The organism is Nitrospira sp. T9 (assembly GCF_052156535.1).
Taxonomy (GTDB): domain Bacteria; phylum Nitrospirota; class Nitrospiria; order Nitrospirales; family UBA8639; genus Nitrospira_E.
In genome coordinates this window covers 303,883-319,755 of record NZ_JBQKUP010000038.1, presented here as the reverse complement: position 1 = coordinate 319,755, position 15,873 = coordinate 303,883, and the positions used below count along the sequence as shown (strand labels likewise).

Below are 15,873 nucleotides of genomic sequence, written 5' to 3'. Positions count from 1 at the left end.
AGTAAAATTCCTTGACATTATTTGCCCATTATTCAAGAATCCTTCGCATGGTGGCGTTAGCCGGCCGGTGCGAACCGTTCAGGAGTTGTTGGGACATCGCGATGTTAAAACGCCAATGATTTATACCCATGTGTTCAACCGTGGGCCGGCAGGTGTCCGCAGTCCGCTGGACGGGATGTGAACCCCTTCAAGGAGGGGTGTTATGCGGATTCGCCTAAACATTGTTCAGCCGCCTGCGGTAGCCGAACGTGCGGCTCCAATCGACGGGCCTCAGGCCCGCCACTCAGCCGCGGACTCTATTATCGCTCGCAATAGCCGCTTGGTTCCCCACACGTTTGATCGTTGTGTTTCAGGCGTTGTCTTTGACGACGATCCGCTGCTGAGGCCAGCAACATATTTGGTAAGTAGCAACTCGGCCGATATTCAAGATGCTAACCCCGCAAAAGGAGACTGATCTATGAGAGCCGCACGTATGCACGAGTATCGGAAGCCCCTGGTTCTTGAAGATGTCCCCGTTCCTGACATCCAGCCTGACGAAGTCCTCGTCAAAGTTTCCGCGGCCGGGATGTGCCGCACTGACATGCAGTTGGTGGACGGCTATTTCCAGAAGTACGCGCACATCGAGCTGCCCGCAACGCTTGGGCACGAGATCGCTGGCGTCGTGCACAAGATCGGCAGCATCGTGCCCAAGTCCACGGGGCTTGAAGACGGCGACCAGGTCGTTGTTGTTGGTGGATGGGGGGACGGCACCTGCCGTCCTTGCCAGATCGGCAATACGCAGATCTGTGCTCACGGGCGTTGGCCCGGCTTCGGACCTTACGGCGGGTACGCAGAGTTCCTGCCCGTCCCCGCGCGCTACCTCATCAAGGTGGACAAACGGCTGAAAGCCGAGGAACTGGCGCCACTCACTGATGCGGGACTGACTCCCTATCGCGGTATCAAGAAGCTGCGCGATGCCGGCGCACTAGGCCCGAATCGGGTGCTGGCCGTATTTGGCGTTGGCGGCCTTGGCGCATACGCCGTCCAGTATGCCAAGTTGCTCGGCGGCGGCGCGACGGTTGTTGCGTTCGCCCGCAATCCCGAGAAAATCGCCGTCGCGAAGGAATATGGAGCGGATCATGTCATCAGTACCAGGGGCAAGTCCGCGGACGACATCCGCAAGGAACTCACCAAGGCCACCGGCCAAGGCGAACTCGATGCCGTGATTGACTGCGCGGGGGCCGCAGAGATGATCCAGATCGGATTCGGCATGCTGTCGGTCGCCGGGCACTATGCTTCGGTCGGACTGGTCGGCGACCGCATCGACATTCCCCTCTTCCCCTTTGTGGCCCGTGAGTACACCTACCACGGCTCGTTTTGGGGCAACTACACGGATCTGGTCGAGGTCATGTCGTTGGCGGCGCAGGGCAAGATCCGACACACGGTCAAGCGCATCACCTTCGACCAGACCAATGAGAACATTGACTTGCTACGATCAGGGGACATTGTCGGCCGAGCTGTGATTATGTTCTGACCTACACAGGCTATCCGTGTGCTGAAAGATTCAGGATTATCCATGCCACAAAAGCGAAGCGAATTACCTATGCAAACCGGCGGCATACTTTCTCGTCTTCTACTTGTACTTGTGTTGTTATTCAGCAGTGGATGCGCCATCATGAGCAAACCGGACACTGGAAACGTCGCGGTGTCGAGCAATCAAGGACTCGTTCAAGCTGCTTTTGACCTTTGACGCGCCGGCACAGATGGGCCGTTCGAATTGCTTGCCGACTATGCACACTTGACGATTGTCGGGTCATCGCTCGTCTCGAAGACCTACGCGACCAAAGAGCAGTTTATGGCGAAAGTGATTCGCCCGTTTAATGCTCGGATGGAGCAACCACTCAAGCCGACGATCCGAAATATCTACTCGGACGACGACTCGGAAATCGTGCTCATTGATGCCGAATCACTGTGCGTCGATGGGAGGCCTATTGCAACACCTACGCATGGTTCATGAAGATGGAAGACGGCCGTGAGGTTGCCATCAAGGCGTTCTTTGACACCCACCTGTTCGACGAAATGTGGTTACGTGTTTCGCAGCAATGACGACGAACAACCTTCCAAAGGCACCAGCCGAGCGATAACCAGCGGCTGCAGTTGACCGGCGACGCCCGCGATGGAGAATGATGTGGCCGGTTGAACGCTAGCTTCCGCCGGCGGCCGGCAACTGAGCCGATTGACGTTCAGCCGACCGCAGGCGGCGAACGGGGTGCTGACAGGGTTGAACGGGCCGTGCCTGCTCGATGTGGGATAGAGGGATAGTGATGAGCGGTCGGCTGAACAGAGCCCGCGTCTGGCCGTGCGTCCCAGCCGCCTGCGGCAGCCGTACGTGCGGCTCGAATCGGCGGGACTCAGGCCCGCCACTCAGCCGCGGACTCTGTTAGCCCACTTCGCCTTACCGACCGAAGAAGAGGCTGTCTGTTTGACAGGTGTGCAGGCTTATAACTTGTAAGGTGAATAATTATGAGAGCCATGGTGATAAGAGACTTCGGCGGCACTGAAGTTTTCGAGCAAAGAGAAATGCCTAAGCCACCCCCTCAACCGACACAAGTCTTAGTCAAGGTGCTCGCAACGTCTGTTAATCCTCTTGATTACCAAACTCGTCGCGGCGATTACAGGGATGATGTGCAGTTGCCAGCCATCATCGGCTCTGACGTTTCAGGCGTTGTCGAAGCTGTCGGCGACGCCGTGACAGATTTCAAGATCGGAGACGAAGTCTACTACACGCCACAGATTTTCGGTGGCGACGGCAGTTACGCCGAGCATCACGTCGCAGACGAATCAATCGTCGCGCATAAACCCCGCAACGTCTCGCACTTTGAAGCGGCGAGCCTGTCTTTGACCGGTGGCACGGCCTGGGAGGCGTTCGTCACGCGCGGCAAACTGCGAGTGGGCGAATCGGTACTCGTTCATGCCGGGGCGGGCGGCGTTGGCTCCATTGCCATCCAACTTGCGAAAACTATCGGCGCTTACGTCTTTACGACTTGCAGCAAGCAGAACGCAGGGTTCGTTAGGGGCTTAGGAGCGGATTACCTCATTGATTATCGGTCAGAGGATTACGTTGAGGTCATTAGACGAGAAACCTCCGGCAAAGGCGTTGATTTCGTCTTCGACACGATCGGCGGTGACACCATCGAAAGGAGTCCGCTGGTGATGAGCGCATTCGGCCGGCTGGCAACGATTGTCGACATCCCGCAACCACGATCGCTGAGTGCACATTGGGGAAAGAACACGACGATTTATTTCATCTTCACGCAGCAGAATAGAGAAAAGTTAGACGCTCTCCGTGTACTAATTGAAAGAGGACAGGTCAAGCCATTGATTGATTCAGTCATGCCGCTTCGCAAAGTGGCTACAGCACATGAACGGGTTGAGCGTGGCGGTGTGCGGGGCAAAGTTGTACTCGACCCTCACGCATAATCATGCCAGCTGTCTAATAGCTGAACGCACGCTCCACCTCGAGTATGCTGTGAATTGCTCTGCGTCTGGTTCGTCGGGCAGACGTACAAGCAGCCAACCGCGTTCGACGAATGAGCAGGCTAACCAAGTCGTGCAGGCGACGGCGGGCAGCGTCCGCTGCCCGCCGCGCCTGACACCCAGCGTTAGGCAACAGAAATTTTGACTATCTCCCCTTTCCTTTCGAGGAAAAGTTTAATAAGTGAGAATAATGTATGGATTGGATTAAACGGCATGGGTGGGCTCCGCTTTTGCGAAGCCCACCATTTCACAAGAAGGAACAGCCTCAGCTATTTCTTTTTGTCCTTCTTTTTCTGTTGGTCGGCTTTTTGTTTTTGAGCTTTGTCTTTATCCTTTTTTCCGCCTTTGTCTCCCATGGTGTACCTCCTTTCTTTTTAAGGTTGACCGTCTTTCCGCGAAGGTTTTGTCCCGAACCTTTCCGATTCCGTGACTGCCTATTTTGGTGATCCTCGGGATCAGCGACTTAGCTTACCATGATCCAGGGATAAGAGAACCGTTTAGACCCCCATTCAATCCATTGTGCCGATTTTTAGACCAACCTTTCTTCCGTCATACCCCTCACCTTTTTATGGGGGCGTATCCGGATTTTGAGTGCAGCGGAAACCAAGACCTAAATCTCTGTTGGTTGGTGAAGCATAAGAGCGCAATGCGGCTCTCAAATATTCGCCCATTGCGTTCCAATTTCCACCGCGTATGACTTTGCGGGAACCCGTGGGCGTTCCCTCCTCATCACGGTCTATATTTCGTGATTCATTCCAGTTATCTGCCGTCCATTCACTCACATTTCCGGCCAGGTCATACACTCCATAGGGACTTCTATCCTTTTCGAATGCTCCGACCGGAGAAAGTTTTGATAATTGAAAGTCACCAAATGTGGCAAAATTCGAGAATTGGCTCGTCGGAGGCTCATTGCCCCATGGATACATGCGTCCGTCTGTGCCTCGCGCGCTTTTTTCCCATTCATCTTCGGTCGGTAATCTCTTCTTGGCCCAATGGCAGTAGGCTTTGGCCTCGTGCCATGTCACACCGACGACAGGGCGATTAGCATCCTGGGGCATCTTGATGTGATCCCAATATTCCGGGGATGTCCGACCGGTGACTTGTAGAAATTTCTCATACCGTTCAATAGTGACTTCATATTTGTCGATGAAGAAATCTTCAACATAGACCATATACCGAATCCCTTCGGTCATGTTCCCGGTCCCTGAGCGTGATTCTATATTCGTTTCAAACTGTCCTGCAGGAATCCGTACCATTGGTGCACCGTCTGCGCCTGAAATCTCTCGTGATAACGAGTCGCTTCCCGATGGTTTCACATGCCATCCTTTCAATGCGATGGCCAAGACCGGTGTGGGTACGGCAAATCCCAGGCGTCCCTGAGCGTCTGTCACGACGCCGATCACTTTGTCATCAAGCAGAAGGGGGCCACCCGAATGACCTTCCTCCACTAACGCCTGAAACATCAGGTGTGGGCCTTTCCTCCCGCTGATACTTCCGGTTGAGACGGTCCAGGGAGTGAGATTTGGCGGAAATCCGATGAAGGTAATGGATTCTCCCCCGGATGCCTGGGTGGTCTGATCGAGCGGTAGCGCCACGAGTCCATCAGGAATGGGATGTGAAACACGCAAAGCGGCCAACCCGTTCTCATTGGTCCCATCTATCCCTAACACCTGTGAGGCAAACGATTGATGAGGAAGAGGAAAGAACCACACCTGTGGCCTGCTATCTCCAGAAATCACATGTGCGGCAGTTACGATATAGGCGGCGTCCTTGTCGAGCCTCACGATAAATCCAGTCCCGACAGTTTGTTGTCCATTTACGATCGCAGAAATTTTGACGACGCCCTTCTTGAACTCTTCAATCTCCGTGGCATAAACAAGATAGGGAAACAGCAGAAAGATAGAGAGGGACATGATGCGGCCGATAAACGGTACCCGTATCCATAAATGGCTCCGCACCCTATTGGACGATGTCAAGGTTCGGTGGTTCTCGTCTGTTTTGATTGTTGGAACAACCGTTGGGTTCACAGGAAATTTTCTCTTGAATCGAGAGTGCCTCGGCTATGCGTTCTTTTTTTCTCCTGCCGCAACGCAGTTTACCATGATCCAAAAATAATAGAATCATGTCGGAGCCGTTGGTATTGTGAACCGTTCAGACTCGCTCAGGCTCGATCTCCTGACCTGGGGATGTTGAGCCCGTGTTCTGGTTGAATAAAGATCCAACAGAGTCCACCGAGTAGGGCGATTACGGCGGCGATGCCGAGGGTTTACGGGCCAGCCGACAGACAAGATCTACAATGAAATTGATGTTTTGCGGATAGGGACGGGTTGAGTTGCAAGGGTTAGACGGGATGTTTGACAGGTCGTGCGGGAAGGCCTTCGAGCATTCCGATAGCGCTAATGTCCTCATCAACATCAGGCCAATGCACTCCATGTCCATTTCCAATAATTTGGAAGTTCTTGCGTTGTTCAGGAGTAGCATTGGTTAATCGCCATGACCATACCAAGGGCACACTGATCTTTCGTCCGTCGGTTAACTGCGCGGTGATGGTCTCATCTGAGACCTCTATCGTGGATATTCTGGGTTCATTCGTGACCACAATGTTCCTCCCAGGCTTCGATCATTTTGTCTATCCGGTCGAGCAGGATTTTTCGGATTCGATTTAACTCATGTGGCGCAAATACATCATTAACCTGCCAAGAAAATTGGTTCTAGCCAAAATTTGCAGATATGGCGCTCTCGTTGGACGTGAACATGTTTGGGTTCATTGCAGTCAAAACTATAAAAGAAAAATCGGTAAGGTCCTTCAATCCCTCGAACATTTGGCACGATACTTCCAATTTTCCTTATCGAACTGTTGTTGACTGACAGTATACGAAAAAAGTCAATGAGACTCCACGAGGGGAGAGAAGAGAAGTACTAAGTGGTTATAGCAAGGCACCTGAGGTCTGACTGCTATTAAGATCTTATTCCCATTCCCGGACGAATGCGGATCCAGCATAGTCCACCGAGTAGGGCGATGCCGGCGGCGATGCCGAGGGAGACCGACCAGCCGAAGGTTTCGGCCAGCCAGGGCGTCAGTGTTGGCGAGAGGGTCCCACCCAGGTTGGCGCCCGTGTTCATGAGGCCCGAGAGCGTGCCGGCATAGGGTTTGGATAAGTCGGTGGTTGAAGACCAGAACGGGCCGACGGTGAAATACAGCCACCCGGCACCGAGCGAGAGGAAGCCGATTGCGACATAGGGCGCTTCGATGTTGGCGCCGATGATGATGGAGAGCGCGGCCAGAATCATTCCTGCTCCTCCCACGCTCGCGCGACCACGATTGATCCCGTATTGTTCGGTGAGACGATCGGTCACCCATCCTCCCAATGGGCAGAAGATAGCCATCGCAATAAATGGTGCCGAGGCGAAGAAGGCGCCTTGGAGGATGGCAAAGCCTCTCACGTTGACGAGGTAGAGATAGAACCAGGACATATAGACATAGGCGACATAGCCGAGACAGGTGTAACTGAGCGTGAGCCACCAAACAGTAGGTGTGGTGAGAATGGCTTTCCAGGGAACGGTGGTCGTCTTTGACGTGTGGATGGGTACTCGCTCGCTTTTTCTACCTGTCCGTGTTGAGGTGGTGGAGTTAGAGTTGTCCTTCCTCCCACCGGTCCTGTTGCCTGTTGCCTGTGAAGCTGGAGGTCTGCCTTCACGTGTTTCGAGTTCGGTGAACACATCATGGACCGTTCCCCAGGCCTTACCGGATCGTCCTTCCAAGGGAGCAGGAGGGTCGGGACGAAATTCCGAACCTTCGATTAGTTCGGCCTCGGCGGTGTTGACGTGTGCATGTTGCCGGGGATGATCGGTTGCGTACCAGTACCACAAGAGGGCGATGCCAATACCCAATCCGCCTGCGACATAAAACGCCGTTTGCCAGCCATAATTGACCATGATCCAGGCGGTGATAGGTGGCGTGAGGGCTGAACCCAGGCCGATCCCTCCGATGGTGATGCCAATGCCTAAGCCCCGTTCATTCGGGGGATGCCAGTTTGCGACGGCTCGATTGAAATTGGGCAGCGCGGCGGCTTCGCCGATGCCGATGAGGAAACGCACGACCATGAGTGAACCCATAATCCCGATTAGGTTGGCCAGTGGGATAGTGGGAGCGACGGCCGTCAGAGCTGTAAAGATCGACCACCAGATGAGGGCGAAGGTCAATACGCGACGTGGTCCCCAGCGATCGCCCAACCAGCCACCGGGAACTTGAAAGAGGGCGTAGCCAAAGACAAAGGCCGAAAAGATCTGACCCATTTGCAGATCGGTGAGCCCGAGTGCGGGCATCATTTGGCGGGCGGTGACGGAAATATTCACCCGGTCGACATACGTGATGATGCTGATGAGGAGGAGCAGAAAAAGAATTCGCCAGCGAATTCGAGAAGGTTGGGAAGGCGATGAAAACTGGTGCATGGGGAATGAATAGAATGCTTGCCGGGAGAACCAACCGAAAGGTTATCCGCCGCCGCCTTTCCTTGCCGATGAAGGGGATTTGGAGCGGCTTCCTGAAGCGGTTTCTTGTGCAATGAAGGTTTTGGCAAGGCGATATTCATCTTCCTGTGTGGTCACCAGGCGATCCAGTTTGGCTTTGAAGATGCGATCGAGTATCCGGCGATAGGCTGGACCTTTGGGAAGGCCCATGTCCTCCAGGTCGTGGCCGGTTAAGGTGATGGCGGTATGTTGGAACGTGGTAAGATAATCTCGGATCCGTTCGGTGGCCGCATGAATCGTCGGCTTGCTTTGCGCCTTGGCCATGAGAAATAACACGAGTTCCTTCGGCCATGGCGTGAGGAGATCGTAAATTTCTGAAGGAGCCAGATGCTTTCGGTTGAGAGTCCTTACCAAGGTGGACTGGGCCTGTAAGAATTCTCCCACAGTTGCTGTGGTTCGTTGCGGGAATCCCAATCGTTTCCAGGTTTTGACCAATTCGGTTTTGCCCAACGATTCGAACCAGGCCAGGGCATAGAGCAGCCATCGCTCGGTTCCTGATCGGGTACTCTCCACCTCATGCCAGGCCAGAATTTTTTCTCCGGATGCAAAGAGCGTCGGAGCCGGTTCTTTCCATTGCAGCTTGGGATGAATAAAAGGAAAGAGCTTAAATTGATTCAATCGCTGAATGCCTTTGGCCGGTTCTGGTTCCTCTAGAATATGGATCAGTTCATTCCCTAGTCGTACGCCGGAAAGCCGGTGAAACAGTTCCATGGTTTGGGCTTGTTGAATGAAATGCTGGGTTTCTTTACTGATCTGGAAACCAAACCGTTGCTCGAAGCGAATGGCTCGAAAGACCCGGGTGGGATCTTCCACGAAGCTGAGGCTGTGAAGGACCCGCACAATTCTGTCCTTGATGTCTCGCCGGCCCCCGAAATAGTCCAGGAGTTCACCGGGCGTTCGGTTTAAGCGAATGGCCAGGGCATTGATGGTGAAATCCCGCCGGTAGAGGTCTTTTTTTATTGAACTGCGTTCCACAGTCGGTAGCGCGGTGGGGTATTCATAATATTCCGTTCGAGCCGTGGCAATGTCCAGGTGATGCATCTGTGGAATGTTGAGAGCCTTGGGGATTGCGATCGAGACTGTGCCAAATCGCTCATGAATGGTCCATTCGGCCTTGAGTTCCTGCGCTAACGCCTTGCCAAAACGAATACCGTCTCCTTCGACCACCACATCCAAATCGAAATTGGGAATGTTCATGAGGAAATCCCGGACGAATCCGCCGACGAGGAACGCGGCCACCTCCTGGGTGTCGGCGAGTGTTCTAATGGTCTGGAGCAGGGACAGAAGTGGCGGGGGTAGCCGGGTTGCCAATTGTTTGTGAAGATTTGAGGTTCGCAGGGTTGGCGTGGGAACGACGGTAGCTGAAGGGGCCGCTCCGGCAGAGGGCTCGACCTTTCCTTCCTGAGGCGGGAGTGCCTGGTGCATAACCCGAAGCAAATCGGTCCGGCTGAAAATGCCAACGATTTGGTCGTGGTCCAACACCGGGACGATCCGCTGATTCCGTTCGACCATATGCTGTTGGACCTCGTCAAATGGTGTGCCGGGTGTGGCCAGAAAGATATCCCTGAGCATGATGTGCTCGATGGGGTGGGTGGTCAGTTTATGATAGAGGGCTTTTTGAACGGCTTCCCGTGTTGCCAATCCCATGAAGCCGCCTTTGGCATTCACAACGGGTAGGGCGTTGACTTCGTATTGAGTCATGAGGCGTTCGGTCTGTTTGATCGTAACGTTGGGTTCCACCGTCCTGACGGGTGTGGTCATGAGCCGTTGGATGGGGAGCCAGGTTTTTGCTTGTTCCTGCAAAAGGGCTTGGATTTTCTGTTCGACCTCCACGATGGTGAGTCCCTTAATGCTGGCGGCGGCAGCCATGGTGTGCCCTCCTCCGCCAAAGGCCTTGGTGATCTGATTCATGTCCATATCAGGATGGCGGCTGCGTCCGATAATTTGTACCTTGCCCTCCATGGCGACAGCGGCGATGATGGCATCGGCACCATGTAATTGCGCCAGTTGTTGAACCACCGGGGCCATGTCCTGCACATAATCCGGCCAGGTGAGGGTGGTGAGCAGAATCCTTCGATGTCCGAGATTTAATGTTTGCGCCGATTGCAACAGTGCATGGAATAATTCGAGTTGGGGCGGCGTCCAGTGCCGGGCAAGGTACTTCGTGACCAGGTTTAAATCGGCTCCAGTTTGCACAAGGACCCCGCCGATCTGGAAATCACGGGGCGTGGTATTCCGGTAGCCAAATTGACCGGTTTCCTCATAGAGGGCTATGGCAAAGAGTGTGGCTTCTTCGGGTGTCCATGTGAGTCCTCTGGCCTGAAGTTCTTCGCAGAGGAGTGTGATGGTGGCCCCGACTGCATCCACTTTGCAATAGTCTGCCAATGGGAGCAGAGGATTGGTGGTTTCCAATGGATGATGATCGTAAATATGGACAGAAATATGTTGATTTTTAAGAACTTTTTCGAGTAAACCTAAGCGATCCCGGTGTTGGGCATCGACTAAAATCAGACGGGTGATATCCGGAAAATTTAGTTCCGAGGGTGACGTGAAGGAAAGGGGATATTCCGCGAGAAAGTCCCGCTCGCGGGATTGGACTCCCGCCGGGAGGACGAGGTGTGCTTCCGGGTAGAGCTTTTGAGCCGCCACCATTGAGGCGAGGCCATCGAAATCCGCCTCGAGATGCGTGGTAATAATTTCCATGGAGACCCGATTCTAACAGGGATGTTGAATGACCGGAAGTTAACTGAAAAGGCAAAGAATTTCCTTCTTGAAAATCTTCTGTTGCTTGAGAGGGTCTCTCCATGTTAGATGGGGGCAACTCAGGAGACGATCCATCTCAGATGGATCATTTGTCGATCACATAATCAGGAGGGTGACACATGGCTGCCATGGCTAAGCCCAAGTCAAAGGCCAAGCCCAAACAGAAGCCTGCGGGGAAGCGAACAACTCATGCGAAAGCTCAACCGAAGACAAAAGCCAAACCAAAGAAGTCTGTGAAGCCTCAACGATCACCGTCTACCAAAGCGAAGTCCAAGAATACGAAGGTCGGCTCCAAGGCTCGGACCAAGGGACCCGTTAAGTCTCAAGCCAAAAAGAATAAGAAGGCTCGAGTAAAGGGGACATCCAAAACCGTGGCTCAAGCGCAACCACGATCAAAAGCGACGCCGAAAAAGGCGGTGAAAGGGAAAGAGAAGAAGTTGACTACATCTGACAATGTTTCGAAAGCGACAACTGCGGCGAAAACCGGGGCGAATCGTACCAAGTCTGCTCCCACCACCAAATCGGTGAAGAAGGCGGCGCCGTCTGAGGCCAAAAAGAAACCGGGAAGGCCTAAAAAAGAATCGCCTGTGGTAAAAGACCTTGATGCCAAAAAGAGAAAGAACGCCTTCCCCGTTGATGCGGATGCGGAGGAGATTCTTATCCAGGGACCCGATACGGATAATGAGGATACGTCTCTACCGGACGACATTGATGCCGAATTGGATATTGAAGTGGAAACCGATACCGATATCACTCTGGATTCATTGACCACTGAACTCGATGATGTCACTGATCCCCTGGATGTGGATGATCTTGCGGATGATTTTGATGATGATGAGTTTTCCGAGGACTCCACCGATGATGCCGATGAGGATTTGGATTTGACGGAAGACTTATCAGAAGAATTGGGCACAGATAAGTTTTTTCGGGATACCGAATCCAATCATGAGGATGATGAAGAGGAAATTCCTCGCTCCTGGTAATTCTGGCCGGTTATAGGGCAAGGTTGTGCCAGGGTTATTCACTTCACATCTCGATAGTTTTATTCGTATTCCCGGTTTTAAATAGATAAGCCGGGATTGCTTCCTTCGCCTGCGGCGGAGGGGGGTAGTCTTGCCAACTGAAGGAGGTTTCATGTCGGAAGAACGAGGGTTACCTCGCATAGGGGATCATGCACCGGACTTTTCCGCGGTGACGACGCAACAGACCGATTTTAATTTTAGCGTGTGGCAGGAGCAGCATTGGGTGGTATTGTTTTCTCACCCGGCGGATTTTACTCCGGTGTGTACGACGGAATTGATGGCCTTTGCCCAAGCTAGTGAGCAATTTCGTCAGCGGGGGGTGAAGCTCATTGGTTTGAGTGTGGATAGTGTTCATGCTCATTTAGCCTGGCTTCGCAGTATTCACGAGAAAATGGGTGCCACGATTCCATTTCCTATGATTGCCGATGTTGATATGCGTGTCGCGAAACTGTATGGCATGATCCATGCCAATGCGAGTTCCACCGCGACGGTACGTGCGGTGTTTGTTATCGACCCGAAGCGGGTGATTCGGGCCTTGCTGTATTACCCCCTCAATGCCGGACGCAATGTGGATGAAATCCTTCGGTTGGTCACTGCCCTGCAAACGACCGACCGCTTTGCTTGTGCGACGCCCGCCAATTGGCGGGAAGGGGACAAGGTGGTGGTGCCACCGCCCAAGACCGTTCAGGAAGTCGATCAAGCGTTGGCTAAATCCGAATATGAACATCGGGATTTTTATTTAGCACTCAAAAATGTGTCCCCGGTTGTGACCCCAAAGCCTGTGGAAGTGAAGGAGCCTCAACCTGCGGAAGCCGAGGCTCCCAAGCCAACTCAACCCGACCCAGCTCAACCTGCTGAGAATACCTCTTCCACCTAGGTGCTGTCCGAGATGAGACGGACGTTTACGATTGTGCAGGATTTGGCCAGATTCTCTGATCCTTGTGTTCAATACTCCGCTCGCCCCAAACGATCGAATAATTTGACTTAGTCCAACACAGCCTCGTGATGATCACCTATCTTCAACGGTCTCTTTGCACTCGCGCCCGAGTGGAGGCCGTTGGTTTACCTGTTTGCCATATCATGCTCATGTGATGTGGGCATAAATGAAACTCCGGGGAGCAAAATATTCTCTGCAGCTCGGCTTGTTCGTCCTGCTGGGCCTGTCTTCTATTCATGCCGAGGCTTGCCGTCTCCTGCCGACTCCTCCAGGAAGCGAAAATGTTTTCTGGGTGCATGTTGAGGGACCCTGTTTGCCTGGAGAAGAGGCAGCCTTGGCCGTGAAGGGGGCTGATTTGCTGGAAGCGCTTGTGCAGGGCAAGCGGATTGATCTTGACCACGTGTTGGTGGTTGATCAGGTGATGCTTGATCTTCTGCCCCAACAGGCCATTACGGAATATCCCTCCATTCCCCCGTCAGTGCGAAAACCCCTGAACGAGAAAGGGATCACTGTAGTTCGCGTCATTCCAGAGGCAATTTCCATCCGACATTCTCGATTTGAAAAAGTGCTTGCCACCAATCTGGTTGAAGGGGCTCTCCTGATAATGGGGACGGTAGATTTCACGGGAACCGTCTTTCAACAATCAATTGATCTTTCTAAGACTGTGTTTGTGGGCCCGGTAAGATTTGCAAACGCGCGGGTTGATTTTGAGGGGTTTTTTATTGGTTCTCAATTTGACCAAGGCGTGGATTTTTCTCACGTCATTTTTGGAACGCATTCCCGGTTTCACCAGGCTCAATTTCGTGATCGGGTCACCTTTTCCGATGCTCATTTCACCGGAGTTGCTGAGTTTTTGGAAGTCGAGTTCCAGCAGGCGGCAGATTTCTCTCGAACGGCTTTTGCCAGTGGGACAGGCTTTTCAGGGTCGTTGTTTAAAGGCCCTGCCGATTTTTCAGCCATCTCGGTCGTTCATGAAATCTATTTTCGGTTTACCGAATTTCGAGAGTCGGTGACGTTTGCCCAAGCACAATTTCATACGGTGGTCGATTTTTCGAACGCCAGGTTTGATGGAGCCAAAGATTTTTCCGGAACCGAGTTCCGCACCATGCCGGAATTAACCGGGAGTAACCTCCCGCTTGATGTGGTTTCGGTTCAGAATGGTCGGAGTCTATATGGCCAGGTCGGGATCTTTTTGGGGCTGGTTATTCTGGTGCTCTGTTACCTCTGGCTTTCCAAAGGGAAGAAAACGGTTTAGAGAGGCCTCAACCACTATATTTGGTTAGGATATTGCGGCTTTACACAAAAGATGGTATACCAATTCAAATATCTGCACTGTGGAACCCAGTCGAAAGGCACTTGATTGGAATCCGTCCCCTCCCTGATTGTTTCCGACCTTGAAGATGACGATGCGTATCAGGTCAAACTTGAGGCCTTTACCGGTCCCATGGATTTGCTTCTCCACTTGATTCGGAAACACCAGATCAACATTTATGATATTCCGGTGGCGCTGATTGCTCAGCAATATTTGGAATATTTGTCCATGATGAAGACGTTGAACCTGTCTCTGGCCGGGGAATTTCTGGTCATGGCATCCACGCTGCTTTATATTAAATCCCGGATGCTCCTTCCCAAAGAGGAAAAACCGGAGACGGAAGATGAGGAAGGTCTGGATCCTCGTGCGGAATTGGTCCGGCAATTGGTCGAATATGAGCGTTTCAAGGAGGCAGCAGGCAGCCTGGTTATTCGCGAACGTCTTTGGCGGGAGTCCTTCACCCGCGATCCTCTCCCCTTGCCAACTGAGTCAGCGGTCGAGGAGGATATGGCTACGGAGGATCTCCAATTATTTGATCTTTTAAGTGCATTTCAGGAGGTTCTGGATCGAGCCCCAACTAATGAAATCGTGGAATTGTCCAGGGAAGCTTGGACGGTTCAAGACCGTATCCAGGTCATCCTGGAGCGGTTGGAAGCGGAGTCGACCGTTCCTTTTGAGGGGTTATTTGAACACCATTGGTCCAAGCCATTGGTCATTGCTACATTTCTGGCTTTGTTGGAACTGGTCAGAATGAACCTGGTTCGATTGTTTCAAGGAGAATGGTTGGGCCCCATCCAGGTGACCAGGCGTTTTCTTCCAGCCGGGAGGGCTGATTCTACTGGAAGTTTTCCTGTGGATTCATTGTGACACGTATGTGCCGGATATTGATCGGAGGACGAATGGGGGGATGTAAGAATGGCCTGAGGGAATTAGGCATGGGGCAACGTGGGATGATCGGGTTCAGTCCGCAGAGGAGGACTCAATAATTATGGATGCACTCTCCAATGGACACCAACCTTCGGACACTTCCGATGCCGAGGTGACGGAAGACCTTACTTTAAGCGAGGCCTCAGAAGTCAAAAATGAAGGCCAGGACGCAGAAGAAGCGAAGGATTCCGGGATTGTAGACCAGGAACCGGCGTTGGACGTTGATGAACTCAAAGCTGCGTTTGAGGCCCTGCTCTTTGTTTCGCATGATCCTCTGAGTCTTGAGAAGCTGGCGCTAGTTCTCGAAGGGGTCCCTAAATCTTCCGTTAAAAGCGCAATGCAGGATCTTCAAGCCGAGTATGAGACGTCAGGCCGTGGCTTGCAGATTTTGGAAGTGGCCGGCGGATATGTCATGGTAACGCGACCTGAGCAGAGTCTGTATATCAAACGATTGACCAGTAAGGCCAAACCGGCAGGCAAGGTTTCCCGGTCGGCACTGGAAGCCCTGGCAATTGTGAGTTATAAACAGCCCATTACCAGAGCAGATATTGAAAAAATTCGAGGCGTAGAAACCTCTGGTGTGTTGCGTACCCTCCTGGATCAGAAGTTAATTCGAATCGTTGGACGGCAGGATATCCCGGGCCGACCGATTTTGTATGGAACCGGCAAACAGTTTCTTCAGCGTTTTGGTCTGCGGGACTTACGAGATTTACCTCCGCTGAAAGAACTCAAAGAGTTGGGTAGCCCGGAACAATTTCCTATGGAGCTTCCTTTTGCCCCTGAGGAACAGGAGGGAGAGGCCCGGGTTTCCGATCTTTCTGCTTAAATCGACCGTGAGGCCACGCGTCCTGCTGTGGTCTGTTTGT

The 15,873-nt window shown here is 52.8% G+C and carries 14 protein-coding genes and 1 pseudogene; 10 read left to right on the top strand and 5 right to left on the bottom strand.

Going from position 1 to position 15,873, the window contains the following annotated elements:
• Positions 1-67 precede the first annotated feature (67 nt).
• From ACTRXD_RS15280 to ACTRXD_RS15260, 5 genes and pseudogenes are all read left to right on the top strand, one after another.
• Positions 68-181, top strand: a pseudogene (locus tag ACTRXD_RS15280) (tyrosine-type recombinase/integrase); the annotation flags it as partial.
• A gap of 21 nt (positions 182-202) precedes the next feature.
• Positions 203-454, top strand: coding sequence for a hypothetical protein (locus ACTRXD_RS15275; protein WP_442432648.1), 252 nt, complete (start codon positions 203-205; stop codon positions 452-454).
• 3 nt (positions 455-457) lie between these two features.
• The gene (locus ACTRXD_RS15270) at positions 458-1,513 is read left to right on the top strand and encodes an NAD(P)-dependent alcohol dehydrogenase (protein ID WP_442432647.1); all 1,056 of its coding nucleotides are present in this window, start codon (positions 458-460) and stop codon (positions 1,511-1,513) included.
• Between the two features lie 42 nt (positions 1,514-1,555).
• On the top strand, positions 1,556-1,729 hold the full coding sequence (locus ACTRXD_RS15265) for a hypothetical protein (protein WP_442432646.1): 174 nt from the start codon (positions 1,556-1,558) through the stop codon (positions 1,727-1,729).
• A gap of 773 nt (positions 1,730-2,502) precedes the next feature.
• Positions 2,503-3,459 carry a zinc-dependent alcohol dehydrogenase family protein gene (locus ACTRXD_RS15260; RefSeq protein WP_442432645.1) on the top strand — a complete coding sequence of 319 codons (957 nt, stop codon included), beginning with the start codon at positions 2,503-2,505 and terminating at the stop codon, positions 3,457-3,459.
• 623 nt (positions 3,460-4,082) lie between these two features.
• On the opposite strand, the gene ACTRXD_RS15255 is transcribed toward ACTRXD_RS15260, so the two are convergent.
• From ACTRXD_RS15255 to ACTRXD_RS15235, 5 genes are all read right to left on the bottom strand, one after another.
• Positions 4,083-5,429: an SUMF1/EgtB/PvdO family nonheme iron enzyme gene (locus tag ACTRXD_RS15255; protein ID WP_442432644.1), complete on the bottom strand. Its 1,347-nt coding sequence runs from the start codon at positions 5,427-5,429 to the stop codon at positions 4,083-4,085.
• 428 nt (positions 5,430-5,857) lie between these two features.
• Positions 5,858-6,115, bottom strand: coding sequence for a DUF2442 domain-containing protein (locus tag ACTRXD_RS15250; protein ID WP_312746016.1), 258 nt, complete (start codon positions 6,113-6,115; stop codon positions 5,858-5,860).
• An 89-nt stretch (positions 6,116-6,204) separates the two neighbouring features.
• Positions 6,205-6,345: a DUF4160 domain-containing protein gene (locus ACTRXD_RS15245; RefSeq protein ID WP_442432643.1), complete on the bottom strand. Its 141-nt coding sequence runs from the start codon at positions 6,343-6,345 to the stop codon at positions 6,205-6,207.
• 129 nt (positions 6,346-6,474) lie between these two features.
• On the bottom strand, positions 6,475-7,968 hold the full coding sequence (locus ACTRXD_RS15240) for an MFS transporter (RefSeq protein ID WP_442432642.1): 1,494 nt from the start codon (positions 7,966-7,968) through the stop codon (positions 6,475-6,477).
• 42 nt (positions 7,969-8,010) lie between these two features.
• Positions 8,011-10,749, bottom strand: a complete 2,739-nt coding sequence (locus ACTRXD_RS15235) for a CBS domain-containing protein (protein ID WP_442432641.1) — start codon at positions 10,747-10,749, stop codon at positions 8,011-8,013.
• A 179-nt stretch (positions 10,750-10,928) separates the two neighbouring features.
• Between ACTRXD_RS15235 and ACTRXD_RS15230 the strand changes: the two genes are divergently transcribed.
• The 5 genes from ACTRXD_RS15230 (at position 10,929) to scpB (ending at position 15,833) form a co-directional block, all read left to right on the top strand.
• A complete protein-coding gene (locus tag ACTRXD_RS15230; protein ID WP_442432640.1) occupies positions 10,929-11,792 on the top strand; it encodes a hypothetical protein in 864 nt (287 codons plus the stop codon).
• Positions 11,793-11,943: 151 nt separating this feature from the next.
• On the top strand, positions 11,944-12,708 hold the full coding sequence (locus tag ACTRXD_RS15225; protein WP_442432639.1) for a peroxiredoxin: 765 nt from the start codon (positions 11,944-11,946) through the stop codon (positions 12,706-12,708).
• 226 nt (positions 12,709-12,934) lie between these two features.
• Positions 12,935-14,023: a pentapeptide repeat-containing protein gene (locus ACTRXD_RS15220; protein ID WP_442432638.1), complete on the top strand. Its 1,089-nt coding sequence runs from the start codon at positions 12,935-12,937 to the stop codon at positions 14,021-14,023.
• A gap of 105 nt (positions 14,024-14,128) precedes the next feature.
• Entirely contained in the window at positions 14,129-14,947 is an 819-nt protein-coding gene (locus ACTRXD_RS15215; RefSeq protein WP_442432637.1) for a segregation and condensation protein A, read from the top strand.
• Between the two features lie 121 nt (positions 14,948-15,068).
• The gene (gene scpB / locus ACTRXD_RS15210) at positions 15,069-15,833 is read left to right on the top strand and encodes an SMC-Scp complex subunit ScpB (protein ID WP_442432636.1); all 765 of its coding nucleotides are present in this window, start codon (positions 15,069-15,071) and stop codon (positions 15,831-15,833) included.
• The last annotated feature ends 40 nt before the right edge of the window (positions 15,834-15,873 follow it).

Excerpts from the sequence above, each read along its gene's own strand:
- ACTRXD_RS15240 (WP_442432642.1), bottom strand. The coding sequence starts at position 7,968 with ATGCACCAGTTTTCATCGCCTTCCCAACCTTCTCGAATTCGCTGGCGA.
- ACTRXD_RS15260 (WP_442432645.1), top strand. The coding sequence starts at position 2,503 with ATGAGAGCCATGGTGATAAGAGACTTCGGCGGCACTGAAGTTTTCGAG.
- ACTRXD_RS15275 (WP_442432648.1), top strand. The coding sequence starts at position 203 with ATGCGGATTCGCCTAAACATTGTTCAGCCGCCTGCGGTAGCCGAACGT.
- ACTRXD_RS15230 (WP_442432640.1), top strand. The coding sequence starts at position 10,929 with ATGGCTGCCATGGCTAAGCCCAAGTCAAAGGCCAAGCCCAAACAGAAG.
- ACTRXD_RS15220 (WP_442432638.1), top strand. The coding sequence starts at position 12,935 with ATGAAACTCCGGGGAGCAAAATATTCTCTGCAGCTCGGCTTGTTCGTC.
- ACTRXD_RS15265 (WP_442432646.1), top strand. The coding sequence starts at position 1,556 with ATGCCACAAAAGCGAAGCGAATTACCTATGCAAACCGGCGGCATACTT.
- ACTRXD_RS15270 (WP_442432647.1), top strand. The coding sequence starts at position 458 with ATGAGAGCCGCACGTATGCACGAGTATCGGAAGCCCCTGGTTCTTGAA.
- scpB (WP_442432636.1), top strand. The coding sequence starts at position 15,069 with ATGGATGCACTCTCCAATGGACACCAACCTTCGGACACTTCCGATGCC.
- ACTRXD_RS15225 (WP_442432639.1), top strand. The coding sequence starts at position 11,944 with ATGTCGGAAGAACGAGGGTTACCTCGCATAGGGGATCATGCACCGGAC.
- ACTRXD_RS15235 (WP_442432641.1), bottom strand. The coding sequence starts at position 10,749 with ATGGAAATTATTACCACGCATCTCGAGGCGGATTTCGATGGCCTCGCC.
- ACTRXD_RS15255 (WP_442432644.1), bottom strand. The coding sequence starts at position 5,429 with ATGTCCCTCTCTATCTTTCTGCTGTTTCCCTATCTTGTTTATGCCACG.